24 protein-coding genes are annotated in these 22,992 nt (G+C 65.5%); 8 read left to right on the top strand and 16 right to left on the bottom strand.

The window, feature by feature from the left end; translation table 11 throughout:
* Positions 1-15: 15 nt before the first annotated feature.
* A complete protein-coding gene (locus ASR47_RS19230; protein ID WP_065309397.1) occupies positions 16-1,266 on the bottom strand; it encodes an Hsp70 family protein in 1,251 nt (416 codons plus the stop codon).
* Positions 1,267-1,445: 179 nt separating this feature from the next.
* Here ASR47_RS19230 and ASR47_RS19235 point away from each other — a divergent pair, with 179 nt between their 5' ends.
* A complete protein-coding gene (locus ASR47_RS19235) occupies positions 1,446-3,464 on the top strand; it encodes an Ig-like domain-containing protein (protein ID WP_065309398.1) in 2,019 nt (672 codons plus the stop codon).
* Positions 3,465-3,636: 172 nt separating this feature from the next.
* On the top strand, positions 3,637-4,725 hold the full coding sequence (locus ASR47_RS19240; protein WP_082989060.1) for a LacI family DNA-binding transcriptional regulator: 1,089 nt from the start codon (positions 3,637-3,639) through the stop codon (positions 4,723-4,725).
* Between the two features lie 10 nt (positions 4,726-4,735).
* Here the strand turns inward: ASR47_RS19240 and ASR47_RS19245 are convergent, their stop codons facing one another.
* A complete protein-coding gene (locus tag ASR47_RS19245; RefSeq protein WP_065309399.1) occupies positions 4,736-5,164 on the bottom strand; it encodes a YidB family protein in 429 nt (142 codons plus the stop codon).
* 149 nt (positions 5,165-5,313) lie between these two features.
* Between ASR47_RS19245 and ASR47_RS19250 the strand changes: the two genes are divergently transcribed.
* The 3 genes from ASR47_RS19250 to ASR47_RS19260 all read left to right on the top strand — a co-directional run bounded on the left by ASR47_RS19250 (position 5,314) and on the right by ASR47_RS19260 (position 6,868).
* Positions 5,314-5,577 (top strand): hypothetical protein, encoded by a 264-nt coding sequence (locus ASR47_RS19250; RefSeq protein WP_065309400.1) that lies wholly within the window; start codon positions 5,314-5,316, stop codon positions 5,575-5,577.
* Positions 5,577-6,308 (top strand): hypothetical protein, encoded by a 732-nt coding sequence (locus tag ASR47_RS19255; protein WP_065309401.1) that lies wholly within the window; start codon positions 5,577-5,579, stop codon positions 6,306-6,308. Before ASR47_RS19250 ends, ASR47_RS19255 begins: the two co-directional genes overlap by 1 nt.
* 74 nt (positions 6,309-6,382) lie before the next feature.
* On the top strand, positions 6,383-6,868 hold the full coding sequence (locus ASR47_RS19260; RefSeq protein ID WP_065309402.1) for a DUF6328 family protein: 486 nt from the start codon (positions 6,383-6,385) through the stop codon (positions 6,866-6,868).
* A 34-nt stretch (positions 6,869-6,902) separates the two neighbouring features.
* Here the strand turns inward: ASR47_RS19260 and ASR47_RS19265 are convergent, their stop codons facing one another.
* A complete protein-coding gene (locus ASR47_RS19265; protein WP_065309403.1) occupies positions 6,903-7,361 on the bottom strand; it encodes a DUF421 domain-containing protein in 459 nt (152 codons plus the stop codon).
* Positions 7,362-7,665: 304 nt separating this feature from the next.
* On the opposite strand from ASR47_RS19265, the gene ASR47_RS19270 reads away from it, so the two are divergent.
* Positions 7,666-8,883 (top strand): MFS transporter, encoded by a 1,218-nt coding sequence (locus tag ASR47_RS19270; protein ID WP_082989045.1) that lies wholly within the window; start codon positions 7,666-7,668, stop codon positions 8,881-8,883.
* 194 nt (positions 8,884-9,077) lie between these two features.
* Here the strand turns inward: ASR47_RS19270 and ASR47_RS28270 are convergent, their stop codons facing one another.
* Genes ASR47_RS28270 through ASR47_RS19290 form a run of 5 tightly spaced genes read right to left on the bottom strand, consistent with a single transcriptional unit; the run spans position 9,078 to position 13,439 of the window.
* Complete coding sequence (locus ASR47_RS28270) at positions 9,078-9,551, bottom strand: alpha/beta fold hydrolase (RefSeq protein ID WP_342670552.1); 474 nt, start codon at positions 9,549-9,551, stop codon at positions 9,078-9,080.
* Positions 9,509-10,087 (bottom strand): alpha/beta fold hydrolase, encoded by a 579-nt coding sequence (locus tag ASR47_RS28275; RefSeq protein ID WP_342670553.1) that lies wholly within the window; start codon positions 10,085-10,087, stop codon positions 9,509-9,511. Before ASR47_RS28275 ends, ASR47_RS28270 begins: the two co-directional genes overlap by 43 nt.
* 35 nt (positions 10,088-10,122) lie before the next feature.
* Complete coding sequence (locus tag ASR47_RS19280) at positions 10,123-11,034, bottom strand: cupin-like domain-containing protein (protein ID WP_065309404.1); 912 nt, start codon at positions 11,032-11,034, stop codon at positions 10,123-10,125.
* Positions 11,035-11,049: 15 nt separating this feature from the next.
* Positions 11,050-12,594: a hybrid sensor histidine kinase/response regulator gene (locus ASR47_RS19285; RefSeq protein WP_065309405.1), complete on the bottom strand. Its 1,545-nt coding sequence runs from the start codon at positions 12,592-12,594 to the stop codon at positions 11,050-11,052.
* A 14-nt stretch (positions 12,595-12,608) separates the two neighbouring features.
* Positions 12,609-13,439 carry an alpha/beta fold hydrolase gene (locus ASR47_RS19290; protein ID WP_065309406.1) on the bottom strand — a complete coding sequence of 277 codons (831 nt, stop codon included), beginning with the start codon at positions 13,437-13,439 and terminating at the stop codon, positions 12,609-12,611.
* Positions 13,440-13,640: 201 nt separating this feature from the next.
* Between ASR47_RS19290 and ASR47_RS19295 the strand changes: the two genes are divergently transcribed.
* Positions 13,641-14,900, top strand: a complete 1,260-nt coding sequence (locus tag ASR47_RS19295; protein ID WP_065309407.1) for a PepSY-associated TM helix domain-containing protein — start codon at positions 13,641-13,643, stop codon at positions 14,898-14,900.
* A 173-nt stretch (positions 14,901-15,073) separates the two neighbouring features.
* Complete coding sequence (locus tag ASR47_RS19300) at positions 15,074-17,404, top strand: TonB-dependent receptor (protein ID WP_065309408.1); 2,331 nt, start codon at positions 15,074-15,076, stop codon at positions 17,402-17,404.
* On the opposite strand, the gene mdcH is transcribed toward ASR47_RS19300, so the two are convergent.
* The 8 genes from mdcH to ASR47_RS19340 are packed head-to-tail and all read right to left on the bottom strand — an operon-like array spanning position 17,401 to position 22,979.
* Positions 17,401-18,345: a malonate decarboxylase subunit epsilon gene (gene mdcH / locus ASR47_RS19305; RefSeq protein WP_065309409.1), complete on the bottom strand. Its 945-nt coding sequence runs from the start codon at positions 18,343-18,345 to the stop codon at positions 17,401-17,403. The genes ASR47_RS19300 and mdcH overlap by 4 nt on opposite strands.
* A complete protein-coding gene (locus ASR47_RS19310; RefSeq protein ID WP_065309410.1) occupies positions 18,342-18,941 on the bottom strand; it encodes a malonate decarboxylase holo-ACP synthase in 600 nt (199 codons plus the stop codon). Before ASR47_RS19310 ends, mdcH begins: the two co-directional genes overlap by 4 nt.
* Complete coding sequence (gene madM, locus ASR47_RS19315; RefSeq protein ID WP_065309411.1) at positions 18,941-19,705, bottom strand: malonate transporter subunit MadM; 765 nt, start codon at positions 19,703-19,705, stop codon at positions 18,941-18,943. The genes ASR47_RS19310 and madM overlap by 1 nt, the downstream gene beginning before the upstream one ends.
* Positions 19,698-20,111: a malonate transporter subunit MadL gene (gene madL, locus ASR47_RS19320; RefSeq protein ID WP_065309412.1), complete on the bottom strand. Its 414-nt coding sequence runs from the start codon at positions 20,109-20,111 to the stop codon at positions 19,698-19,700. Before madL ends, madM begins: the two co-directional genes overlap by 8 nt.
* Before the next feature lie 55 nt (positions 20,112-20,166).
* Positions 20,167-20,979 carry a biotin-independent malonate decarboxylase subunit gamma gene (mdcE, locus tag ASR47_RS19325; RefSeq protein WP_065309413.1) on the bottom strand — a complete coding sequence of 271 codons (813 nt, stop codon included), beginning with the start codon at positions 20,977-20,979 and terminating at the stop codon, positions 20,167-20,169.
* A complete protein-coding gene (locus ASR47_RS19330) occupies positions 20,976-21,839 on the bottom strand; it encodes a biotin-independent malonate decarboxylase subunit beta (protein ID WP_065309414.1) in 864 nt (287 codons plus the stop codon). The genes mdcE and ASR47_RS19330 overlap by 4 nt, the downstream gene beginning before the upstream one ends.
* A complete protein-coding gene (locus ASR47_RS19335) occupies positions 21,836-22,144 on the bottom strand; it encodes a malonate decarboxylase subunit delta (RefSeq protein WP_065309415.1) in 309 nt (102 codons plus the stop codon). Before ASR47_RS19335 ends, ASR47_RS19330 begins: the two co-directional genes overlap by 4 nt.
* Positions 22,131-22,979: a triphosphoribosyl-dephospho-CoA synthase gene (locus ASR47_RS19340; protein ID WP_245714413.1), complete on the bottom strand. Its 849-nt coding sequence runs from the start codon at positions 22,977-22,979 to the stop codon at positions 22,131-22,133. Before ASR47_RS19340 ends, ASR47_RS19335 begins: the two co-directional genes overlap by 14 nt.
* Positions 22,980-22,992 lie beyond the last annotated feature (13 nt).

The raw sequence follows: 22,992 nt of genomic DNA on the forward strand, positions 1-22,992 counted from the left end.
CTGCCATGGGCATTTTTAACCGAATTTGCGCACTGCGTCGAGCGCCAGACCGGCCCCAATGCTGCCGAACAGATCGCCTTCCACCTTGCGCGCCGACGGCACCAGGGCCGCGATTTTTTCGCGCAGCAGGCGCACGCCGCTCGAGCCGCCCGTAAAGAACACGGTGTCGACCGCTTCCGGCGCCACGCCGGCGTCGCGCAGCAAACGCAGCACGGTCTCCTCCACGCTGCCGCACAGGTGGCCGATGGCCTCGTCGAACTGGGCGCGCTGGAGCAGCAGGTTTTGCGCCGGCGACAAACGGTCCAGTTCGAGCCGCACTTCCTGCGCGTCGGACAGCGCGATCTTGCCTTCTTCCACCTTCATCGCCAGCCAGTGGCCGGCGCGCTCGTCGATCAGCTTTTGCAGGCGTTTGACCTTATCTTGCTCGCGCGCATCGCGGCACACATCGGCCAGCTGCACCCAGATCTTCTTGGTATAGGCCAGGTTGATGGTGTGCCAGGTGGCCAGGTTGAAATAATAGCTGGATGGCACTTCGCTGTTGTTGTTCAGGCGGCTGCCATAGCCGAGCAGCGGCATGACGGACGACAGGCTCAGGTATTTATCGAAGTCGGTGCCGCCGATATGCACCCCGCCGGTGGCCAGGATATCTTCGCGGCGCTCGGTCTTCCTGGCGCGCTCGGGCGACAGGCGCACCAGCGAAAAGTCAGAGGTGCCGCCGCCGATGTCGGCGATCAGCACCAGTTCTTCGCGGTCGATCTGCGACTCGTAGTCAAACGCCGCGGCGATCGGTTCGAACTGGAAAGCCACGTCCTTGAAACCGACCGAGCGTGCCACTTCGGCCAGGGTGTCCTGCGCCAACTGGTCGGCCTGGGCGTTGTCATCGATAAAGAACACGGGACGGCCAAACACGGCCGAGCTGAATTCGCGGCCCGCCGACTGCTCGGCGCGCTTTTTCACTTCGCCAATAAATTGCGACAACAGCAAGCGGAATGGAATGGCGCGGCCGCCCACTTCCGTCTGGCCGTCGATCAGGCTGGTGCCGAGCAGGCTTTTGAGCGAGCGCATCAAACGGCCTTCGTAGCCGGCCAGGTAGCCGGCCAGGGCGGCGCGGCCAAAGCTCACCTCCTCGTCTTCCGCATTGAAGAACACCACCGACGGCAGGGTAGGCTTGCCATCTTCCAGGCTGAGCATGGTGCTCTGCCCTGGACGCGCCCAGCCTACCGTGGAATTTGACGTACCGAAATCGACGCCGCAAGCATTGGCCATGTCGACCCTTCCCTGAATAAAGGGGCGTCATGCTACCAGAAAGCGATCTCTTGCACCAGAAAAATAAGCACGGCTGCCGGCTTGCGCGACAAGCTTGCTCTGCATCAAAGGCTGACGATGGCTAAAAGCTACTCTTAGGAAATTAATGCAAAGCAACTATACCGTTCCTGGAGACCGCCGTGATCCCGAGCCGACTGCGCCGCCATACCTTGCCATTGTTTATCGCGATCCTGCTGAACGCCTGCGGGGGTGGCTCCGCCGATCCACAGCCCACCGGCGGCTGCACCCTGCAAAGTACCGGCGGCTGCGGCGGCACCCTGCCCGCCCCGGTCGTCCCTCCAGTGACCACGCCGCTCACCCCGCCCGATCCGGCCAGCCTGGCCAGCTCCGTGCGGCTGCTGTTTTCCAGCACCGAGTTGCCTTCGAGTGGCGTGGCCGGCAGCGAAGTAGGGGTGACCGCGCTGGTGAAAGACGCCGCCAACCTGGCCTTGCCAAACGCAAAGATCAGCTTTGCCGCCGACTCCGGCCTGCTGGCCAGCGTCGATGCGGTGACCGACAGGAACGGCCAGGCGCGCGCCGTGCTCGGCACCGGTGGCGACAAGCATAATCGCAGCATCAAGGTCACGGCCAGGGTCGGCAGCCAGGCTGGCAGCGGCGCGGTGGCGGTGACCGGCACCACGGTACAACTGGCCGGCCCGTCCTTGCTGGCCACCGGACAGCAGGCGGATCTGGTAGTGACCGTGCGCGACTCGGCGCGCCAGCCCGTCAGCGGCGCGGCCATCCGCTACAGCGGCAATGGCGCCACCGGCCTCACAGTCAGGGATGGCGCGGCGACGGTGAGCAATGCGCAAGGCCAGCTGCTGCTGCGCCTGGCCGCTGGCGCGCCGGGCAACAATGCGGTGTCGGCCAGCGCGCTCGGCGCCTCGGTCTCGCATGCCTACACGGTGGCCGGCGGCGAACTGCGCCTCAGTCCCGCCGTCGGCCTGGACGCCAGTGGCGCGGAACTGCCGCAGGAAGTGCCGGCGATGGCCTGCCAGCCCATCGATGTGCGCTACGAGTCCGGTGGCGTGGCGCGCACCGGCAGCGCCAGCCTGTCCACCTCGCGCGGTACTTTACATGCGGACAGCGCCTGCGCCGCGGTCCTGCCGTCCAGCCTGATCTTTACCAATGGCAGCTTGCCGACCAGCTATGTGCGCTCGGCCTACGCGGGCATGGCCACCATCACGGCGGCGGTTGCCGGCGGCCCCACGGCGCAGACGCGGCTGGAATTCATTGCCCCACTGAGCTCGGCCAGCAAGCTCAGTGTGCAAGCCGGTCCGGCCGTGCTGGGTCCGAACGCCTTTGGTGCCACCGACAGTATCGCCACCATCAGCGCCGTGGTGCGCGATGGCGCCGCCAACAATCTGGTCAAGCATGCGCCGGTGCTGTTTACCATCCTCAGCGACGCCAGCGGCGGCTACCTGCGGCAAACGGGGCGCGTGCTGACCGATGCCGGCGGTCTGGCGCAAGCCGTCTACGTGGCCGGTCCGGCCGACAGCGGGCGCGACGGCGTGCTGATCCAGGCCAGCATCGACGGTGCCAGCCAGGCCGCCGCCACCGCGCAAGTGCGCCTGACGGTGGCAAAAAAAGCCTTGTCGATCAAGTTTGGCACCGGCAACAACGTGCGCGAATATTCCTCCAGCGTCTTGCAGAAGGACATTGCCGTCTTTGTTTCCGACAGCGCCGGCAATGCCGTCGCGGGCGTGGCCATCACGGCGGCCGGCTGGCCCAGCCGCTACGGCAAGGGCTATTTTGTGTGGGAGGCGGACAAGCCCGATTTTCCCGACACGGGCGCCTGGCGCCTGGCCTTGCCCCGCTACAGTTGCGCCAATGAAGACGTGCTGCGCAACGGCATCTTTGAATTGGCCTACGACCTGAATGGCAATGGCGTGCTGGACCCCGGCATCGCGCTGACGGTCAGCGCCAGCGGCCAGACCGATGCACTGGGCCTGGCTACCGTCACCATCAGCTATCCGCGCAATTATGGCGCATGGCTGCAACTGGCGTTGAGCGTGCGCGGCAGTGTCGCCGGCACGGAAGCGGCGTCGACCATGGAAATCACGCTACCGACCCTGTCCACGGATTTCAGCGTGCGCCGCGTGCCGCCACCGGGCCAAACCAGCCCCTATGGCACGGGCAGCTGCGATAGCGCGCAATGAACGCCACGGCACGGCGTCCTTGCCAGCAGCATCATATTTGCCACATTCATAAGAAACAGTCTTGCCATTAAGCAATCTTTTACGCTATGCTCACCGTCCGACCTGGCCGACGAGCAATAAAAGCGACCAGTACCGCAAGACGACCCCGGGACAGGTGGCGAGCCAGAATACCATGCGAAAAAAGACGATCGTTGAAAGCCGGACCCTGAACAGCGCCGGGGATGGCGCCGCGCGCCGTGTCACCTCCTACGACGTGGCGCTGCTGGCCGGCGTGTCGCAATCAGCCGTGTCGCGCAGCTTCAAGCCGGGCGCCAGCGTGTCGCCCGCCACCCAGGGCAAGGTGATGCGGGCGGCCAGCGCGCTCGACTATATTCCGAACGCGGCCGCGCGCAGCCTGTCGACGCGCCGCTCCAACCTGGTGGCCGTGATCGTCTCCAGCCTGGCCAATCTGTATTATCCGCAAGTGCTGTCCGGCCTGAGCGAGCAGATCGCGCGCCAGGGCAAGCGCTTGCTGCTGTTTACGCTGGAGCGCGAGGCCGATGTCGGCAAGGTGCTGTGCGATGTCTGGCAATATCAGGTCGATGGCGCCATCGTCGCGGCCTGGCTGTCCGACGAGCAACTGGCCGAATTTACCCGCCGCAAAGTGCCGCTGGTGCTCTACAACCGCTGCCCGCGCGGCCATGACGTGCACGCCGTGCTGTGCGACCAGGCCGACGCGGCGCGCCTGCTGGTGTCGCGCCTGGCCGAGGCCGGCCACCGCCAGTTCGCCATGATCGACGGCCCCGGCGACTCGGCCACGGCGCAGGAACGCAAGTCCGGCATGGTCGAACGGCTGCTGGAACTGGGCCTGCCGGCGCCGGTGGTGGTCAGCGGCAACTATGACTATGCCAGCGGTGGCCAGGGCTTGCGCAAGATTATCGACCGCCTGGGGCGGGTACCGGACGCGGTTATCTGCGGCAACGACATCATGGCCATCGGCTGCCTGGACACGGCGCGCCACCAGTTGGGCATACAAGTGCCGCTGAGCATGTCGGTGGCGGGCTTCGACGCGCTGGAGGCTTCGGGCTGGCTCAGCTACGACGTCACCACCCTGCGCCAGCCGATACAAAAAATGGCGGCTGACGCCGTTGCCATGCTGGAACGGCGACAGGGCAAGGCCGAAAGCCGGCGCTATATGTCCTGCCTGATCGAGGGCAGCACGGCGCGCCTGACAAGCGAGCCCGGCTACCCGGGCCAGCGCCAGGGTTTGCGCGCGGCCTGAATCCTGCGGGTCAGCCGAAAAACTTGCCCTTCAATAAATTCAACCCCTGCGCCATCAGGTCGTTGCCTTCAGGCACTTGGCCGTTCGGTGTCAGGTGATCGATCAGCTGCGGCAGCAGCGCCGCCAGGCCGCCTGAAGCGGCATCGGCCGGCAGGCCCAGTTTGGCGGCGACCCGGGTGATGGTGTCGGCGCCCAGCGCGCCCTGTACCTGCTCGCCCGACACCGACGCATTCGCGCCCGTGCCGATCCAGCTGGCCACCTGGTCCTGCAAGCCGCTTTCCTGGAATTTCTGCAGCAGGCCCTGCAAGCCGCCATGCTGGTTGATCAGCTCCATCACGCTGGCCAGCAAGCCTGACTGGCCCGCCGCCGCGCCCGCCGCTTCTTTATTGTTTCCCAGCATATCGATGGCCTGTCCCGCCAGTTGATCAAACAGTCCCATGATGTTCTCCTGTATCGTCCGGCAGGGAACGCCCCTGCCCTGCATGATTGTACTGTGTCCTGCGGCGCCGTTCCTCGCGCACGTGCGCCATGCCACTTGAGAAAATATTATGATGGCTCTTTCAGCATGACTTGATTGGAGAATATGCCATGGCCGCGACCGTTGCCGACTTTCTCTTGCAGCGCCTGCATGAATGGGGCGTGGAACGCGTGTTCGGCTATCCCGGCGATGGCATCAACGGCGCCTTTGGCCGCCAGCACCAGGCCATCTTCAGCTGCGCCTCGGGCCCGTCCGCCAACCGGCATGCGCGCGAGGTCCAACTGCGCCGCGGCATGAAGGCCAGCCTGTCGGGCGGCCTGGCCCGCATCAAGGAAACCCGGGATCGCTGCTTGCCGCCGCAGGAGGGCCGCTGATGGCGATGCCGCGCTTGACCCTGCCCGGCATCAGCTGGCCGCTGCAAGCGACGGTTGGCCATATCGCCGTCACCACGCCCGGCATTACCGGCCACTTCAAGGCCGCTGCGGGCATCAATGCCACGGTGGAATGTGAACTGGTCGAGGCCGGCAAATTTCGCAATGGCGCGCCGCGCCAGTGGTGCCGCACCCATCAGTGCTACTGGGGGGTCAATGCCGACCTGGCGCAACTGGAAGCGTCGGGCCGGCGGCAGTGCAAGCTGCACCAGAGCGGCATGGGCTATCTGTTGTACCCGGAAGTGTTCGACCCGGCCCGCCATCACGCCAGCAGCCTCTGCATGGGCGAGGACGGCCTGCTGCGCTTGCGGGCCAGGTCCGACGATGGCGGCGCCTTGCTGGTACGCACGGCGATGGCGCTGGCCATCGATTGCCGCGCGCTGCCCGGCCTGTTTCACCCGTCCGTCTTGCAGATCAATATCACGCCGCCGGCCGCGCTGGCCTATGTGCAGGCGCTGCGCGATGGTGCACCACTCGGTTGCAGCGACTGCAGCCGCTGCGGCCATCCGCACCTGGACCTGGGCGACTTCGCGGCCGAGCCGCACCGGCGCCACTACTGCGGCAACTGCGGCCACGACGGCACGCACAGCGTTCAAGCGATGGTCTCGAATCCCTTGCAGCGTCTGCGCGAATTTGCCTTGCGCACGCCGCAGCGATGGCAGCAATGGTTCTGAAGGTGCGCCCGCAAACAGTCGGGCCCGCCGATCCGGGCTAGACTGGCGTTTTTACAGAATTGAATGATTGCAATATGGTCAACGATATCGATCCCGCGCGGGACCAGAAAGAACAGCAGGACGCCAGCGACAGCGGCGACCTGTCCGATCTGCTGAGCGAACTGCGCATCTTGCTGCCCGGCGCGCAAATGCTGACGGCGTTCCTGATCATCCTGCCCTTCAACGGCGGCTTTGCGAAAATCGTGCAGGCGGAAAAGATCGTCTTCCTCGCGACTTTCTTTCTGTCCATGACCAGCCTGGTGCTGCTGAGCGCGCCCGCCATCCAGCACCGCATCATGCGCCCGCTGAACGACCGCGAGCGCTTCAAACGCGTGGCCGACCGCATCATGATGGCCGGTGCGCTGGCCCTGGCGTTCGCCTTTACCCTCGGCACCAACCTGGTCATTTCCGAAGTCTTCGGGCACATGGCCGGCATCATCGCCTGCGCCATGATTGCCGTGCTGATCATGGCCATGTGGTGGTGGATGCCACTGTACTTGCGGCGCAGCACCACTATCTGACCGAGGACTGCGTCGGCAAAACCGGCGCGGTGATTTACTTTTGCAGGATGGTGATCTTGCCATCGGCTTCCAGGAACGCGCATTTCATGTCGGCCAGCGGACAGTCCGCTTCGCGCAGGGCCTGCTCGACATCGCCTGCCGCCACGCGCGATTTCCGCACCACCTCGTCAAAGATCTTGCCGTCCCGCCCCAGCAGCACCGGCGTGCCGTCGATCAGTTCGGCCATCTTGCGGCTGCGCGAGGTCAGCAAGGCGATCAGCATGTTCAGGCCCAGCAGCGTCAAGGCCAGCAGCAGGCCGCCCGGGATTGAATCGTCGCCGCCCGACAGCGAATTCGATACCGCCTCGCTCAGCAGCATTACCACCAGCAGGTCGAACGGCGTAAATTGGCCGACCGTCCGCTTGCCCGTCATGCGCATCATCAGCAGCAACGCGATATACACGAGCGCGGCGCGCGACATCAGTTCCCACCACGGCACATCGAGTTCGAACATGGCCAGCCTCCCGGGATAAGCTTGCCATATTTATACGCCGGTTCAGGCCAGGTCCGGCGCACCGTTGACACCGGCGTGCACTGCAGCAGGCTTTATGACAACAAACTTGTCAAATTAATCAATCTGGCGCCTGGCCGCGTCAGGCGCGCGCCGGTTTGATTGCCGCCAGCTGTGGTGTGCGGCGCAGCATTTTTGCAGTGCCACCTGCAGAGCCGGCCGGTATCCAATACAATAACGGCTGTGGCAGCCCGCATCCGGGCACGCTTTCCCACCCCGTCTCCACCCTCTTACCGAATCCTAGAACATGCACGCTTCCGCAGACTCATTCATACCGCGCGTAAACGCGCCTTTTGGCGCTGGCTATGCCGACCTGGCGCTGGCCATCGGCGGCCTGGCGATCGGCACCGGCGAATTCGCCTCCATGAGCATCCTGCCCGTGGTGGCCAACGACCTGGGCACGACCTTGCCGGAAATGAGTCACATGATCAGCGCCTATGCGCTGGGCGTGGTGGTCGGTGCGCCATTGATCACCATCTTCCTGGCGCGCATGCCGCGCCGGTTGATGCTGATCTGCCTGATGCTGATGTTCGCCGGCGGCAACCTGTTAAGTGCGATCGCGCCGAACTACGGCTTGCTGGTGGTGGCCCGCTTTATCGCCGGCATCCCGCACGGCGCCTTCTTTGGCGTCGCCGCGCTGGTGGCGGCGGCCATGGCCGAACCGGACCGGCGCGGCCAGGCCGTGGCGCGTGTGCTGATGGGGCTGACGGTAGCCAATATCTTCGGCGTGCCGCTGGCCACCTATATCGGCCAGACCATGGGCTGGCGCCCGGCCTTTTTGCTGGTCGCCGCACTGGGCCTGCTGACCATGCTGATGATGCGTATTTTCGTGCCGAAAGTGGCCGCTGGCGACTCGAGCCCGCGCCGTGAGCTGGGCGTGTTCCGCCGCCTGCAAGTGTGGCTGACCCTGCTGATGGTGGCGATCGGCTTTGGCGGCATGTTTGCCGTCTATACGTTTATTACGCCGACCCTGACGGAAATCACCAAGGTGTCGCCGCTGGTGATCTCGATCCTGCTGGCCGTGATCGGTGTCGGCATGACGGTCGGTAACATGATCGGCGGCTGGCTGGCCGACCGCTCGCGCCTGTGGACCATCTTTGGCGTGCTGGTGTGGAACGTGGTGGCCCTGATCGCCTTCAGCTACACCACCACCAATGTCTGGCTGACGGCGATCAACCTGTTCGCCATCGGCGCCGGCATTGCGGTAGCGCCAGCAGTACAGACCCGCCTGATGGACGTGGCCGGCGACGCCCAGACCGTGGCCGCCGCCCTGAACCACTCGGCTTTCAATATCGCCAACGCCCTGGGCGCCTACGCCGGCGGCATCGCCATCGCCATGGGCGCCGGCCTGCAGTCGACCGGCTGGGTCGGCGCCCTGCTGGCCTGCGGCGGCATCGTGGTGTTGGGCATTTCGGTGATGGTGGAAAACCGCAGCCGCAATCTGGCGGACGTGCAGCCGGCTTGAACAGTTTCAGGCACAACATGTGGCGTCAACAATGTTGTCGGATTACGCTGGGCCTGCGGCCCTGCTAATCCGACCTACGCGTCTCAACGGTTTGGCGTAGGTCGAATTAGCGCTTGCGCGTAATCCGACACCACCCATGGCGGCAACAATGTTGTTGGCTTGCGACCTTCAGCCGGGGCTCACCTACGCATCATTTACGGCGCGACACTCTCCATCGCCTCCACCAGCTGCCGGTTGAACTCTTCCGGCTCCTCCATCTGCGGCGCATGGCCCATGCCCGGGAACACGATCAGGCTGCTGCCCGGTATCAGGGCGGCGGCCTGCTTGCCCGGTACCGCATAGTTGCCCAGTTTGGCCTTGGACTCCGGTGGCGCGATATCACTGCCAATTGCGGTGGTGTCGGCGTCGCCGATCATCAGCACGGTGGGTACCGTCAGCTTCGGGAATTCGTGGATCACCGGCTGGGTAAAGATCATGTCGCAGATCAGCGCCGAATTCCACGCCACCACTTTTTTGCCCGGCCCCGCGTTCAGGCCGGCCAGCATGTCGACCCCGCGTTCATATTCCGGTTTCCATCGTCCGCCGTAATAGGTCGCTTTTTCATCGCTGCGCACGCTGTCGGCCGTCAGTTTGAGTGCGCGCTCGTTCCATTGATCCACCTGCGGCACGGCACGCCCAGCGCCTTCCAGTCTTCCAGCCCGATCGGGTTGACCATCACGAGCTGCGACACGGCCTGCGGGTACATGTACATCAGCGCGTGGCGCGTGGCCAGCATGCCGCCGGTCGAATGGGCCACCAGCACGGCGCGCTCCACGCCCGCCTGTTTCAGCAGCCCAGCCGTATTGGCGGCCAGCTGCTGAAGGTGTATTGGTAACGGGCGGTTTGCTGGAGGCGCAAAACCGATCTGGTCCGGCGCGATCACGCGGCAGCCGGCGCCGCGCAAGGCCGTGATCTGGCTGTCCCGGGTAGCGCCGCAAAAACTCTTCCCGTGCATCAGCACGGCTGTCTTCCCATTGGCCTTGGCGGTCGGCGCCACGTCCATATACGCCATCTGCAACTGCTGGCCCTGCGAGGCAAACTTGTAATGCCGGACCGGATGCGGATAGCTGAAGCCCTGCAGCTCCGGTCCATAGGTGGCGGCATGCGCTGGCGAAAAGGCGGTGGCCAGCAGCAGGCTGGCCAGGATGGAAAGACGACGCGTCATCGTTGACTGCTCGCGGAAAATGGCGAGCTGCCAGTCTAACCGATGTCGAACGCGGCGTCGCCGCGCAGGGCAAACGGCACGGCCCTGGCCCAGCGGTTCGACGACAGCGAGAACGTCAGCGAGCGCACCTGGTGGTACCAGCCCGCCGGCACATACAGCATGTCGCCCGCCGCCACCACGCATTCGATCATGGTGGCCTGGCGCGCCAGCGGAAATCGCTCGTAGTCGGGTGCTTCCGGGTCAAACGGCGAGCCGAACAGAATGGCGTTCGCTTCGCGCGGATACAAAAATTCATCATGATGCGGTGGCGCCAGGATGATGCGCTTGCTGCCCCAGATCTGCGCGAACAGATTGTCGTCGTAGTCGCAGTGCAGCGGCGTGACGGTGCCGGCCGGCCCCAGCCAGTAGCGCGGCGGGCCGATCTTGTCGAAATACGCGGGCCAGTGGCACAGGCGGTTCAGTTCGCGCAGTTCCAGGTTGCCCAGATACGGCGGCAAATCGTGCACGCCCTGCGCCACCAGGTCCAGGTACTCGGCCATCGACATGTCCTGCATTGCGCGGTCGGGCGCGAAGGCGGTATTGATATAGTCGCCCACGCGCGCGCGCACCGGCAGATGGCTGTAGCGCTCGCGCAGGGCCTGCGGCGTCAGCTGGCACAGGGGCCAGCGCTTGACCACGCCCGTCATCAGGAACGGCAGGCCCTGCGCGGCCAGCGCGCGGAAACGGGCGGCATCCAGCGGCCCCGTGTGCGGTACCCCGGTAATGGCCGGCAAGGTGCGCGCGACGCGCTTGATGGCCTCGCGCATGGTGTCGATGGACGCGACGCCGCGCACCTGCGCGTCTTTCTGTTCGCGCGCCTGTTTCCTGGCGCGCGCTTCTTCGGGAGCCAGGGCAATGGCCATGCGCGGCGGCAGCCGTTGCTGCAATGCGGTTTTTTCTATCGGCATAATCTGGAAGATGATTCAGGCCGGCCTGGCGGCCAGCATCTTTTGCAATACCGTGTCGAGCTCGGCAAAGTCGACCGGCTTGGTCAGGTGCAGATCGAAACCCGCGTCCGAGGCCAGCTTGCGGTCCTTGTCCTGGCCCCAGCCGGTCACCGCCACCAGGATCGTGTCGCGCCCGCCGGGCTGGCCGCGCAGGCGGCGCGCCACATCGTAGCCATTCATGTGCGGCAAGCCGATATCGAGCAGCACCACGTCGGGTCCGAACGCGGCGGCAAAGGTGAGACCGGACGGTCCATCGTAGACCGTGCCCACTTCATAGCCGAGCAGTTCGAGCGCCATCGCCAGGGTGTCGGCGGCGTCGGCATTGTCGTCGATCACCAGTACTTTGCCGGCACTCTGACCCGGCCGCAGCTGGTCCCTGGCCGGCGCTTGCGCGGCGGCTGGCGGCGCGGGCAGCACAGGCAGGCGCAATTCGAATGTGCTGCCCTGCCCCACGCCGGCGCTGCGCGCGCAGACGCTGCCGCCATGCAGCTGCGCCAGGCCGCGTACCAGCGACAGGCCGATGCCCAGTCCGCCCTGGGCGCGCGACAGGGCCGGCTCCAGCTGCGAAAACATGTCGAACACCGTGCCCAGGTGCTCGTGCGCGATGCCGATGCCGCTATCGCGCACGGTGATCACCACTTCGCCGTCGGCGCGCGCGACAGTGAGCCAGACCTGGCCCTGGTGCGGCGTGTATTTGACGGCATTGGTGAGCAGGTTGGCGATCATCTGCGACAGCCGCGTGGCGTCGGCGTCGAGCCAGATGGGCTCGTCGGGCTGCTCCACCAGCAGCGTATGGCCGGCCTGGGTGGCCAGCGTCGCCACGCTGTGCACGGCCATCTCCAGCACCGGCGCCAGCTCCATATTCTGGCGCCGCAGTTCCAGCCGGCCCTGGGTGATGCGCGATACTTCCGTCAAATCGTCGACCAGATGCGTCATGTGACTGACCTGCCGTCCCAGCACCTCGCGCGCGCGGTTCAGCTGCGGGTCATCGAGCTGCACCAGATTCAATACTTCGAGCACATTGCGCATCGGCGCGAGCGGATTGCGCAGCTCGTGCGCAAGGGTGGCCAGGAATTCGTCCTTGCGCCGGTCGGCTTGCGCCAGCTGCGCATTGAGGGCACTGGCGTCGCTGCGCGCCAGCTGCAGATGCTGCTCGTACTTGCGGCGGTCGGTGGCGACAAACACGGCGATCTCGTCGTACTGCACCTCGCCATGCTTGCGCCGCACGGCGTTGAACAGCATCGGCAGTTTTTCGCCCTGGCGCTGGCGCACATCGAGCAGCACTTCGGCCACGCTACCCTGCACCTGCATCAGCGGACGCCAGTGCGTCTGGTGGAACACGCGACCACCGATGGTCAGCAGGTCCTCCAGCTTTTTCTTGCCGACCAGTTCATGCTCGGCATAGGCGAGCCAGCCGCAAAAGGTCGCATTGGCCTTGAGGATGGTGCCGTCGACGGCGCACAGCAGCAGGCCGCAGGCGGCATGCTGGAACAGGGTTTCGACATCAGGCAGGAAGCTCACGGTACGGCGTCGCCTCAGAGATGCAGGCCGTCGAGAAAGGCGCGAATCGGCGCATGGCAGGCTTGCGGCGCGCTCATGTGCGGGCAATGGCCCATGTTCTCGATCACCTGCAAGGTGCTGTGCGGCATATGGGCGCGCAGGTAGTCGCCGACCGGCATCGGTGCGATAAAGTCGTCATCGCACTGCACGATCAGCGCCGGCGTGGTGTTGCGCGGCAGGTCGGCACGGTGGTCGGACAAAAACGTGGTGCGCGCAAAATGCAGGGCGATGGTCGGATCGGTGCGGCAAAAGCTGTGCGCCAGCTCCTGGCCCAGCGCGGGCTGCCCGGGTGCGCCCATGATGACCGGCGCCATGGTGCTGGCCCAGCCCAGGTAATTGCTGTCCATGGCACCCAGCAGGTCGTCGATGTCTTCGCGCGAAAAGCCGCCGTGGTAGCCATCCTCGGGATCGTCGACATAGCATGGCGACGGCGCCAGCATGATCTGCGCGGCAAAACGCTGCGGTTCGGCGATCGAGGCCAGCAAGGCCGTCATCGAACTGACCGAGTGGCCGATGCAGATCACGGGGCCATCGCCCACGGCCTTGATCACTTGCAGCAGATCGCCGGCGTGCGCGTGCAGGCTGGTATAGCTGTCGAAGTCGTAGGCGGACAAATCCGAGCCGCCGCTGCCGACCAGGTCGAACAGCACGGTGCGGTAGCGGTCGCGGAACATCGGCTCCAGGTAGCGCCACATGGTCTGGTCGCAGCCGAAGCCGTGTGCAAACACGATGGTCGCAGTACCGGCCCCATCTGCTGGCGTTGCGGGTTCGTTGATGCGGATATTGTTGCGCTGTTCGATACGCATGCCGGTCTCGCCTTGTTTATATGGAACTGACATCACTGCCAGGAGAGCCCTGTGCTCCCGGTGGCATCTTAACATGGGGCAAGGCCATGCAGCTTGCCAAACAGAGGCACGCAGCGGATAATGAGAACGATTCCCATTAATAAATTCACATGCGTGTGTGCGCTGGCACCGACACGCCGTGTTACTGAAGACTGCTACCGCATGCGCGCTTTCTGGACCGTTGTACACCGCTGGGCCGGCCTGGCCGTCGCCCTGTTCCTGATCGTTGCCGGCCTGACGGGCGCCGTGACCTCCTGGGACCATGAGCTCGATGAATGGCTCAACGCCGACATCATGGAAACGCCGGGCCGCGGCCCGCTGCGGCCGCCGTTCGAGCTGGCAGACAAAGTGGCGCAGGCCGACCCGCGCGTGGAAGTCAATTACCTCACCCTGGGCCTCGAAGAAGGCCATGCGGCGCAGTTTCTCGTGCGCCCATTGACCGACCCGGCCACCGGCAAGCCCCATGTGCTCGGCTACAACACGGTGTACGTGGACCCCGTCACGGCGCAGATCACCGGCACGCGCGACTCGACCGCGATTTCCCTGTCGCGCCGCAGCCTGATGCCTTTCCTGCGCCACTTGCACTACAGCCTGCACGTGCCGGCTTTTTGGGGCACGGACCGCTGGGGTTACTGGCTGATGGGCACGGTGGCGCTGGTCTGGCTGCTCGACAGCCTGGTGGCGTTTTATCTCACCACGCCGCGCCGCCTGCGCGCGCGCGCGCCCGACGAAGCGGCGCCGCACCGCAGCCCCGCCACCTGGTGGCAGCGCTGGAAACCATCGTGGCTGCTGCGCTGGAAGGCGGGCGGCTACAAGCTCAATTTCGACCTGCACCGCGCCGGTGGCCTGTGGGTCTGGGCCATCATCATCGTCGTCGCATTCACCTCGTTCTCGCTGAACCTGTACCGCGAAGTGTTCTATCCGGTCATGTCGCTGGTCTCGAAAACCACGCCTGGCCCCTATGAAACGCAGACGCCGGCGCCGTTCGGCACCTACGTCAAGCCAGTGATCGGCTTCGAGCAGGCGGTCGCGATTGCGAAAAAAGAAGCCGTGCAGCGCGGCATCACCGCGCCCATCGGCGGCATCTATTATGGCGGCGATTATTCCTTCTACAACGTGTCTTTTTTTGACCCGGCCGACGAATTCGGCACGGCCGGCATGGGCCTGTCCAACCTCTACGTCGACGGCATGAACGGCGCCATCATCGGCCAGCACAAGCCTTGGGAAGGCACGGCCGCCGACGTCTTCGTGCAGCTGCAATTCCCGCTGCACTCGGGCCGCATCCTCGGCATGCCGGGCCGCATCCTGATGTCCTTCATGGGCGTGATGGTGGCCATGCTGTCGGTGACCGGCATCGTCATCTGGGAACGCAAGCGGCGCGCGCGACGGCTGCAGGCGAAAAAGCTGTTGACACCAGCGTAAGCGAACACACCGCCCTGTCGGCAGGTCGCGTTCACGGCTTGCCACCTCCTCCCACCCTGCGCCCATCAAATGCAATTGCCTTGCAATAATATTGCATATCGCCTACTATTGCGACAAAATTGCAACTGAATTGCATTTAAGTCCTTTCCTTCCCCCCACTTTCAGAGCCATCCATGCGCCATCACGCCCTTGCAGCCGCCATCCTGTCGACTTTTTCACACGCTTACGCAGCAGATGAGACCACCCTGCAAACCATTAATATCAAGGCGGAGCGGGCTTCAAACATCGACAGCGTCGCCGTGGTCGAGAACACGCAGGCCCGGAACAACACGCTGGGCGCCATGCTGGAACAAGTCTCGGGCGTGCAAAACAGCGCCTTCGGGCCGAACTCCGGCGCGCCGGTGATCCGCAGCCTGTCCGGCAGCCGCGTGCAAATCCTTGAAGACGGCCAGTCCATCCTCGGCATGAATGCGCTCAGCGGCGATATCAATATCCCTTTCGATCCGCTGTTCGTGCGCAGCGCCACCGTCAACAAATCGTCCGACAGCGTGCGCCTGGGCGGCAATGCCATCGGCGGCAGCGTCGACGTCGATTCAGGGCTCGTGTCGAGGAAGATGGAAGCGCGCGAAAAGGAAGTGGAACTGGTGCTGCGCAAGGGGTTCAACGACGCCAACGCCCAGGGCCTGCGCCTCAATTTCAACGACCAGCGGCATTTCTCGACCAATGTGCAACTGTCTTTCCAGAAGATCGGCCAGTACGATATTCCCGGCAACAGCAAGGCGTCCGCATGCAACAGCGCGCTGTTCCCTGCCAGCGGCGGCGTAAACACCTTCCTTGCCGACAGTTGTCAGAAAGAGGCACGCATACAGCAGGTCTACAATAAAAGCTCGCAACCCTATATCGAACAGTTCATCAAGCAAAACCCGAACTGGGCCGATGGCGATTTTTCCTTTTATACCAACCAGCCGACCACGGTGTGGCAGGGCAAGACCTATGTGAATCCCGCCAACCCCGCTTACGTGCCGGGCACGCCGAAAACCGTGCAGAACAAGATCAGCAATGACGTCACGCCCGACTACCGCGGCAGCTTGGGCAACAGCCAGTCCAGCAACAACCATGTTGCCATCGGTTCGACCTATTTTTTTGACCAGGGCTATGTTGCCGTCAGCGTCGATGCCAAGGAAAGCAAATACGGCGTGCCCGGCTTTTCGATGGAGAACAAGTCCTTCGGCGCCAATCCTGAGCAGGCGCAACCGGTCGACGTGGTGATCAGGCAGGACAAATATGCGCTCGAGGCCAGGCTGCTCGATCCGGTGGCCTTGCTGGAAAGCGCGCAGCTGCGCGTCTCGCGGCTGAACAATACGTCGGGAGAGCGCCTCGGTTCGGCGACAGCGAACGATTACCAGTTCGACACCAGCCAGGCCGAACTGCTGCTGGCGCAGCGGCGCGCCGGTCCCTTGAGTGGCCTGTTGGGCCTGTCTTACCGCGCCAGGGAGATCGCCGGCAGCGGCACGCAGCGCTACCTGCCCGATGTGGATACCACCAACCGCGCCCTGTTCGTCATCCAGAACCTGGACTTCGACTGGGCTTCGTTCGATGCCGGCTTTCGCCATGAAAAAGTGGACAACGCTGTCAGGAACAGTGCCTTCAAGACCTCGCGCAATGCGAAAAATGCGACACTGGCAGGCCGCGACTTCAGCCTGAACAGCTATCACGTGGGCGCCTCGACGGAACTGGGCCGTTTGTTTGGCGCGAAGCTGCGCTACTCGTCCTCGCAGCGCGCGCCCGAGGTCAACGAGCTGTACGCCAGCAATCGCCACTATTCCATCATGACCCAGGAAGAAGGAAACCAGAACCTGCAGGCGGAACGCGCCAGGAATACCGAACTGACCGGGCTGTTCGACTATCACGGCTTCAAGGCGTCGGCGACGGCTTATGTGATGAAATACGCCAACTACCTCTACCTTGGCACCTCTGGACTGCAAACGGCCAATCGCCTGCCGTTAAAATACTGGAAACAGACCGATACCACGCTCAGGGGCGTCGAACTCGATGTGTCGCAGGCGCTGGAACTTGGCGCCTACGGCAAGCTGAACCTCTCCGCCTTTGCCGACCTGGTCAAGAACAAGGCCGACAAGCCCGACGCGCTGCGCGCCCATAACGACGGCGAATACCTGCCCAATATGCCGACCAATCGCTACGGCGCCACGCTGCAGTGGGAAAACCAGGACTGGAAAGCCAGCGCGTCCGGCACACGCTACGACCAGCAGAAGTACCTGGGCAAGAGCGTCAGCGAAGAAGTGCCGCTCGGTGGCTATACGCTGGTGAACCTGCAGATCAGCCGCGCCTTCGAGCTGCACAACTCCAGCATCAAGCAGATCGACGTGTTTGTCAGCGCCTCCAACCTGCTCGATGCGGAGGCCCGGCCGCACAATTCGCCGCTGAAATATATTGCGCCCTTGCCGGGCAGGGCTTTCCAGCTGGGGTTGACGGGCAAGATTTAACTGTTGATGCCGCAGGCGCCGTGCTGCTTGCCGATCAGCGCCAGCAAGCTCTCGGCGCGGTTGCCATCGCAGCTCACCGCCACCCCCTCGCCGAATTCGGGCGCCGTCAAACGCGTCAGGACGCTGCCGGGCGGCATTTCGACGGCCAGCCTTGCGCCGCGCTCCCAAGCCAGGCGTAGCGTATCGGCCCAATGCACGCGGCGTGCCATGTTCGAGGCCAGGCTGTCGCCGATGCGGGCCGGGTCGAACAGGGTGCGCGCCGCGCTGCTGCTCAAATAGACCAGCTGCGGCCGGCGTACGGTGACGCTCTCGAAGGCCGCCTGCAGCTGCTGCGCGGCGTTGTCGAACAGCGGACTATGCGAGGGCACGCTGACGGCCAGCCGTTCGGCCTTGCTGGCGCCGTGTGTTAACGCCAGCGCCATCACGGCCTGCAACCCGGCGTCGCTGCCGGCGATCGCGATCTGGCGGCGCGCGTTCAGGTTGGCGATGTACACGGGCGTGGCCGCCGTATGCACCTGGTTGACCAGCGGTGCGAGCTGCGCGCTGTCGAGGCCGATGATCGCCGCCATGCCATAGCCGCTGGGGTAGGCTTCCTCCATCAACTGGCCACGCAGCGCCACCAGCTGCACGGCGTCGGCAAAATCAAGGGCGCCGGCCACCACCGCCGCCGCATACTCGCCGATGGAAAAGCCGGCCACCATGTCCGGCACGGCCCCGCGTTCGGCCAGCGAGCGCGCCACCGCCACGCCGGCGATCAGCAGGCACAGTTGCACGGCGCGCGTCGAGGCCAGCGCTTCTGCCGTATCGAGCAGCAGGGGGTCGCTACCCAGCACGTCGGCCGCTTCCGCAAGGGTGCCGGCTACGGCCGCATCGGCCGGCAACGCATGCAGCATGCCGGGGCGCTGGGCGCCCTGCCCCGGAAAGGTAAACAGCACGCTCATGCGCTCTCCCAGGGCGTGGCCGTCAGCAGCGGCCCGCCGTTCGTCTTCAACAGGATTTTCGGGCGTCCGGCCGCCCATTCGGCCCAGGCAAAGCCGCCGTGGCCGGTGTCGATCTGCAGGTCGAGCCGGCAACCCGCCACGGCGGCGGCGATGTCACGCAATGCATCCATCTGCACCGCATCGGGTGGCGCCGGCAAGCGCAGCACCAGGTCCAGGTCACTGTCGGCGCGCAGCACCGGCAGGCCGCTGGCCAGCGCAAAACCGACGCCGCCGGTCGGTCCCCAGGCCCAGCCGGTGGCGTCCAGCAGCGGCGCCACAGTGTGCAGGGCCGCCAGCGCGGCGCAAGCCTCGCCGTCGAACGGAGCACCCGCCAGCATCTCGGGCGTCATGCAGCGCAGCACGCTCGCCGCCTCGATCTCGCCGGCGTGACGCTCGCTGCGCAGCAGGCCACGCAGGCCGACCGCGATGCGCCCTGGCGCGGTCACGGCGCGGCGCACCACCAGCGGCGCCTGCCGCAGCCATTGGTCGCTGGCCCATGGCGGCGCGGCCGTCGACGCATCGGCCCACAACAGATCATGCGCCTGGTAGCCGTGCATCAGGCCACTACCGCCTTGACGGCAAAGAACAGCAGCGACGGCCCCAGCAGGCAGCCCAGGCCCGTGTGAAACGTCGCCACCAGGGCGCCATACGGCACCAGGCGGCGGTCGGTGGCGGCGAGGCCGGCCGAGACGCCGGAAACCGTGCCGGCCAGGCCGCCGAACACCATCGCCGAACGCGGCGTTTTCAAGCGCAAAAAGCGCGCGGCGGCCGGCGTGCCCACCATCACCAGGATGGCCTTGATCAGGCCGGCAGCGATGCTGAGCGCCATCACGTCGGAAGTCGCGCCAATGGCCGCACCGGTGACGGGGCCGACGATATAGGTGACGGCGCCGGCGCCGATGGTGGTCATGCTGACGGCGTCCGAGTAACCGAAGACATAGGCCACGCCGGCGCCGACCAGGAACGGCAGCACCACGCCCAGCATCAGCGCCACCACCCCGATCAGGCCGGCCTTGCGCGCCTCGGTGGCCTGCACTTCGAAAGCCGTGGCGACGATGGCGAAGTCGCGCAGCATGGCGCCGCCCATCAGGCCGATGCCGCCGAACAGCGACAAATCGGCCAGGCCCTTGTGGCCGCCGCTGTGAATGCCGCCCCAGTAGGCCAGCCCCAGGCCGATCACGATGGCGATCGCCGAGCCATGCACGCGGCCCATGGTCAGGTATCTGGACAGCGCCACCGACAGCAGCATGATCAGGCCGACGAAAGCGAAAGCGGTCACCAGGCCGTTATGGATGGCGGCTTTTTCAAAGATCTCAAGCATGACGTGGCTCCTTTGGCAGCATTGCTTCTGCTTCGGCGGCGGCAATCGCGGCCGGGCTTTCCATGCGGTTGATCAGGGAGATCACGCCGCCACACACGATCACGGAACCGATCGCCGCCAGCAGCGCGACCGGTCCACCACGCAGCGCCGCCACCACATCCTGCTGGGCCGCCATGGCGACCACCACCGGAATATACATGGCGCCCCAGTATTCCACGCCGCGCTCGGTCATCTGCGGCATCCACTCGCGCCGCTGCATGTACAGCCGCGCGCAGATCAGCAGCAGCATGGCAATGCCGACCCCGCCGACATTGGTTTTCACGCCCATCAGCTGCCCGAGCAGGTCGCCCAGGAAGATGCCGAGCAAATGGCACAAGGCCAGTAATGCGGTTCCGTAAATGATCATGGTGTGTCTCCGCTATGGGATTGGAATGACTTATGCGTCTTCTCTTGTGCTGCACCTACCACTGCTGCGCCAGTACCTCCCTGACTCTGGCCGAGGCCTGGCGCTGCGGCGCGCCGAGCCGGCTGGCCAGGCCCCGTTCGGGATCCAGGCGAATATCGGCCAGCGCCGCCTGCAAAATCGCTTCCACCTGCGCCACGTCTTCGCTGGACGGCGCATCGGGCTGCACCACCGTCAAGGTCCGCCACAACAGGCCCAGGCTTGCGTAATTGCCGATGTCGTACGCCATCGGTGGTATCGTCGCCGCCAGCGCTTCGAGCGCTTCGACCGTGCGCAAGGTGATGCGCGCGGCAGATGCCTTGCCCATCGCGTGCACCATCACCTGCGGATCGTCCAACGCGATCAAACGGTTGGCCTGGTAGCCGTGCGCGAGGAATGCACCCGACATGGCCTTGCCGACGATCAGGCCGATCACCGGATGGCCGGCCAGCCGCGCTTCGGCGTACGCCCCTGCCGCGCCGGCCAGCGCCTGGTGGATGCCATAGGCCTCTTCACGCCGGCCATAGGCCTGGCTGGCGACGTCGATCACGGCCACGATCGGCCGCTTGACCGGTAGCGTGCGGTCCTCCGCCACCACCTGTTGCAGCGCGCGCGCCAGCTGCCAGCCTTCGACCAGGCCTATCTCTCCGGTACGCGCGCGTGGAAAACGGTTGTGGGGGTCGGGCAGCACGGCCAGATAGCGCGCCGTCTCGCCCGCCAGGGGCGCGTCGACCACCTGCACCGACGGCGGATAGTCGGGCAGCGCCGGGGCGTGGCCGGTCAAGGCGGCCAGCCAGATGGCGCCGCGGCTGTTCTCTGTCGCCTGGCTCATGATGCATCTCCTTTGCTGTCTTTGCTGTAAATGGTGCGCACGGCGCCGGGCGTGGCTTGCACCTCGGCGTCGACTTCAAGCAGGCGCGCCAGGAAATGCCCGGCCTGGTCGCTGCGGTGCTGGCGCGGCACGCCGCGTACGAACAGTTCGGCCACCGTGGCGCGGATCTGCGCCGTGTCGTCTTCGACATAGGCATCGGCCAGGCCGGTATGAAAACGCTGTTCGCCGCCCGTCAGGCTCCAGATGAATGGCCTGTTGCGCGAGTCGAATTCCTCGATACCCGCTTCCTGCTCGATCACCGCCGGGCCATTCAGGCCCAGTCGCGCTTCGCGCGTCACCACCAGATAGCTGCACAGGCCCGCCGCGATCGACATGCCGCCATAGCAGCCCACCGTGCCGGCCGTAATGCCGATCACCGGCTGGTAGCGGCGCAAGTCGACGATGGCCGCCTGGATCTCGGCGATCGCGGCCAGGCCCAGGTTGGCCTCCTGCAGGCGCACGCCGCCCGTTTCGAACAGGATGATGGCGCGCGTCGGCACGCCATGGCGGTTATCGCGCGCCGCCAGTTCCAGCGCGCCGGCGATCTTCGCGCCACCGACTTCGCCCATGCTGCCGCCCTGGTAGCCGCCCTCAATCGCCAGCACCACCGCCGGCTGGCCGTCGAACAGGCCCTTGGCCACCACCACGCCATCGTCCGCCTGGGCGGTCACGCCCTGCTGCGGCAGCCATGGCGAACCGAGGCCGCAGAACGGGTCGAGCAGTTCGCGCATGCTGCCCGTGTCCAGCAAGGCCCTGGCCCGGCTGCGCGCACCGCGTTCGATAAAACTGTCACGCTGCAAAAGTTCCTGGACAGTGCTCATGGCTGGCCCTCCGCTTGAATGTCTTCATAGGCCTGCTCGATGCGCATGCGCACCACGCCCGGCGTGGCGCCGCAGTCGTTGATCACGATGCTGGCCGCCGGCAGCAGTTCGCCCGTAAACACGCGCGCAAGCAGCGCGTCCCACACGGCGCCCTTGCCGTCGACCGAGGTGTTCACCACGATGCGCGTCACGCCATCGTCTCCCGGCTGCAGCAGCACTTCCAGGTCGCCCGAACCGACGACGCCGGCCAGGGCCCGCCCGGCCGCCGGTTGCCCGGCGGGGAAGGTATAGTCACGCTTTTCCATGCTGTTCTCCCATTGCCAAGCTATCGAGGAACAAGGTCGCCGCCAGCAGGTCGGCCGCGCCGCCCGGCGAGACATGCAATTCCAGCATCTTGGTTTCCAGCGCCAGCAGCGCCTCGGTACCGGCCAGCGTGCCGGCGCCGCCAGCCGCCAGCACCCGCGCCGCACCAGCCTGCACCGCCAGCAAGGCGGCCACGCCGCCGCGCGACAGCACGCAGGTGTCGTCCAGGCTGGCGATAATGGCCAGCAAGGCGTTCAGCCGCGCCGTGGTGGGGTTGTCGCCACGCGCACGCGCGGCACGCAAGGCCGGCAGGCCAACCTCGATCACATGCGGAAAACCGGCCAGCGCCTGGCCGCGCGCGCCGCCCACCTGATACTGGCGGCAGGCCAGCTGGCCCTTGTTGCCGGTCTCGCCAGGCGCGCTGCGGTCCGTCAGCCGCGCCAGGGCGCCGGCACGCGCCGCCACCGCTGTTGGCGCCAGCGAGTCGCCGCGCTCCTGCAATTGCGCCGCCGCCGTCACCAGCAGGCCCAGCGCCCAGATCGCGCCGCGGTGGGTATTGACGCCGCCGGTGGCGGCCATCATCACCGCCTCGCCTTCGCGGCCGATGGCGCCAATGCGCTGGCGCAGCGCGTCGTCATCACCGATTGCCGCGCCCGCATCGGCCATGGCCTGGAATACCGGCTGCAGCGCGCAGGCCGAATGGCACATCAGGGCCCAGTTCAAGTCCGTGTGCGCGCCACGGCTGCGCAGGTCGACCAGGCCCGGTTTCGGGCTCAGGGTCACTTCGTCGAGCAGCGCCTGCAGCACCTGGCGCGCCAGCGACGTGGTTTGCTTCATTATCATCATCGTG

Source organism: Janthinobacterium psychrotolerans (assembly GCF_001677885.1).
Lineage (GTDB): Bacteria > Pseudomonadota > Gammaproteobacteria > Burkholderiales > Burkholderiaceae_D > Janthinobacterium > Janthinobacterium psychrotolerans.

Excerpts from the sequence above, each read along its gene's own strand:
- ASR47_RS19295 (WP_065309407.1), top strand. The coding sequence starts at position 13,641 with ATGCGCGCTTTCTGGACCGTTGTACACCGCTGGGCCGGCCTGGCCGTC.
- ASR47_RS19290 (WP_065309406.1), bottom strand. The coding sequence starts at position 13,439 with ATGCGTATCGAACAGCGCAACAATATCCGCATCAACGAACCCGCAACG.
- mdcE (WP_065309413.1), bottom strand. The coding sequence starts at position 20,979 with ATGAGCCAGGCGACAGAGAACAGCCGCGGCGCCATCTGGCTGGCCGCC.
- ASR47_RS19230 (WP_065309397.1), bottom strand. The coding sequence starts at position 1,266 with ATGGCCAATGCTTGCGGCGTCGATTTCGGTACGTCAAATTCCACGGTA.
- ASR47_RS19310 (WP_065309410.1), bottom strand. The coding sequence starts at position 18,941 with ATGCACGGCTACCAGGCGCATGATCTGTTGTGGGCCGATGCGTCGACG.
- ASR47_RS19260 (WP_065309402.1), top strand. The coding sequence starts at position 6,383 with ATGGTCAACGATATCGATCCCGCGCGGGACCAGAAAGAACAGCAGGAC.
- mdcH (WP_065309409.1), bottom strand. The coding sequence starts at position 18,345 with ATGAGCGTGCTGTTTACCTTTCCGGGGCAGGGCGCCCAGCGCCCCGGC.
- ASR47_RS19265 (WP_065309403.1), bottom strand. The coding sequence starts at position 7,361 with ATGTTCGAACTCGATGTGCCGTGGTGGGAACTGATGTCGCGCGCCGCG.
- ASR47_RS19300 (WP_065309408.1), top strand. The coding sequence starts at position 15,074 with ATGCGCCATCACGCCCTTGCAGCCGCCATCCTGTCGACTTTTTCACAC.
- ASR47_RS28275 (WP_342670553.1), bottom strand. The coding sequence starts at position 10,087 with ATGACGCGTCGTCTTTCCATCCTGGCCAGCCTGCTGCTGGCCACCGCC.
- madM (WP_065309411.1), bottom strand. The coding sequence starts at position 19,705 with ATGCTTGAGATCTTTGAAAAAGCCGCCATCCATAACGGCCTGGTGACC.
- ASR47_RS19270 (WP_082989045.1), top strand. The coding sequence starts at position 7,666 with ATGCACGCTTCCGCAGACTCATTCATACCGCGCGTAAACGCGCCTTTT.
- ASR47_RS19245 (WP_065309399.1), bottom strand. The coding sequence starts at position 5,164 with ATGGGACTGTTTGATCAACTGGCGGGACAGGCCATCGATATGCTGGGA.
- ASR47_RS19280 (WP_065309404.1), bottom strand. The coding sequence starts at position 11,034 with ATGCCGATAGAAAAAACCGCATTGCAGCAACGGCTGCCGCCGCGCATG.
- ASR47_RS19240 (WP_082989060.1), top strand. The coding sequence starts at position 3,637 with ATGCGAAAAAAGACGATCGTTGAAAGCCGGACCCTGAACAGCGCCGGG.
- ASR47_RS19340 (WP_245714413.1), bottom strand. The coding sequence starts at position 22,979 with ATGAAGCAAACCACGTCGCTGGCGCGCCAGGTGCTGCAGGCGCTGCTC.
- madL (WP_065309412.1), bottom strand. The coding sequence starts at position 20,111 with ATGATCATTTACGGAACCGCATTACTGGCCTTGTGCCATTTGCTCGGC.
- ASR47_RS19335 (WP_065309415.1), bottom strand. The coding sequence starts at position 22,144 with ATGGAAAAGCGTGACTATACCTTCCCCGCCGGGCAACCGGCGGCCGGG.
- ASR47_RS19330 (WP_065309414.1), bottom strand. The coding sequence starts at position 21,839 with ATGAGCACTGTCCAGGAACTTTTGCAGCGTGACAGTTTTATCGAACGC.
- ASR47_RS19255 (WP_065309401.1), top strand. The coding sequence starts at position 5,577 with ATGGCGATGCCGCGCTTGACCCTGCCCGGCATCAGCTGGCCGCTGCAA.
- ASR47_RS19250 (WP_065309400.1), top strand. The coding sequence starts at position 5,314 with ATGGCCGCGACCGTTGCCGACTTTCTCTTGCAGCGCCTGCATGAATGG.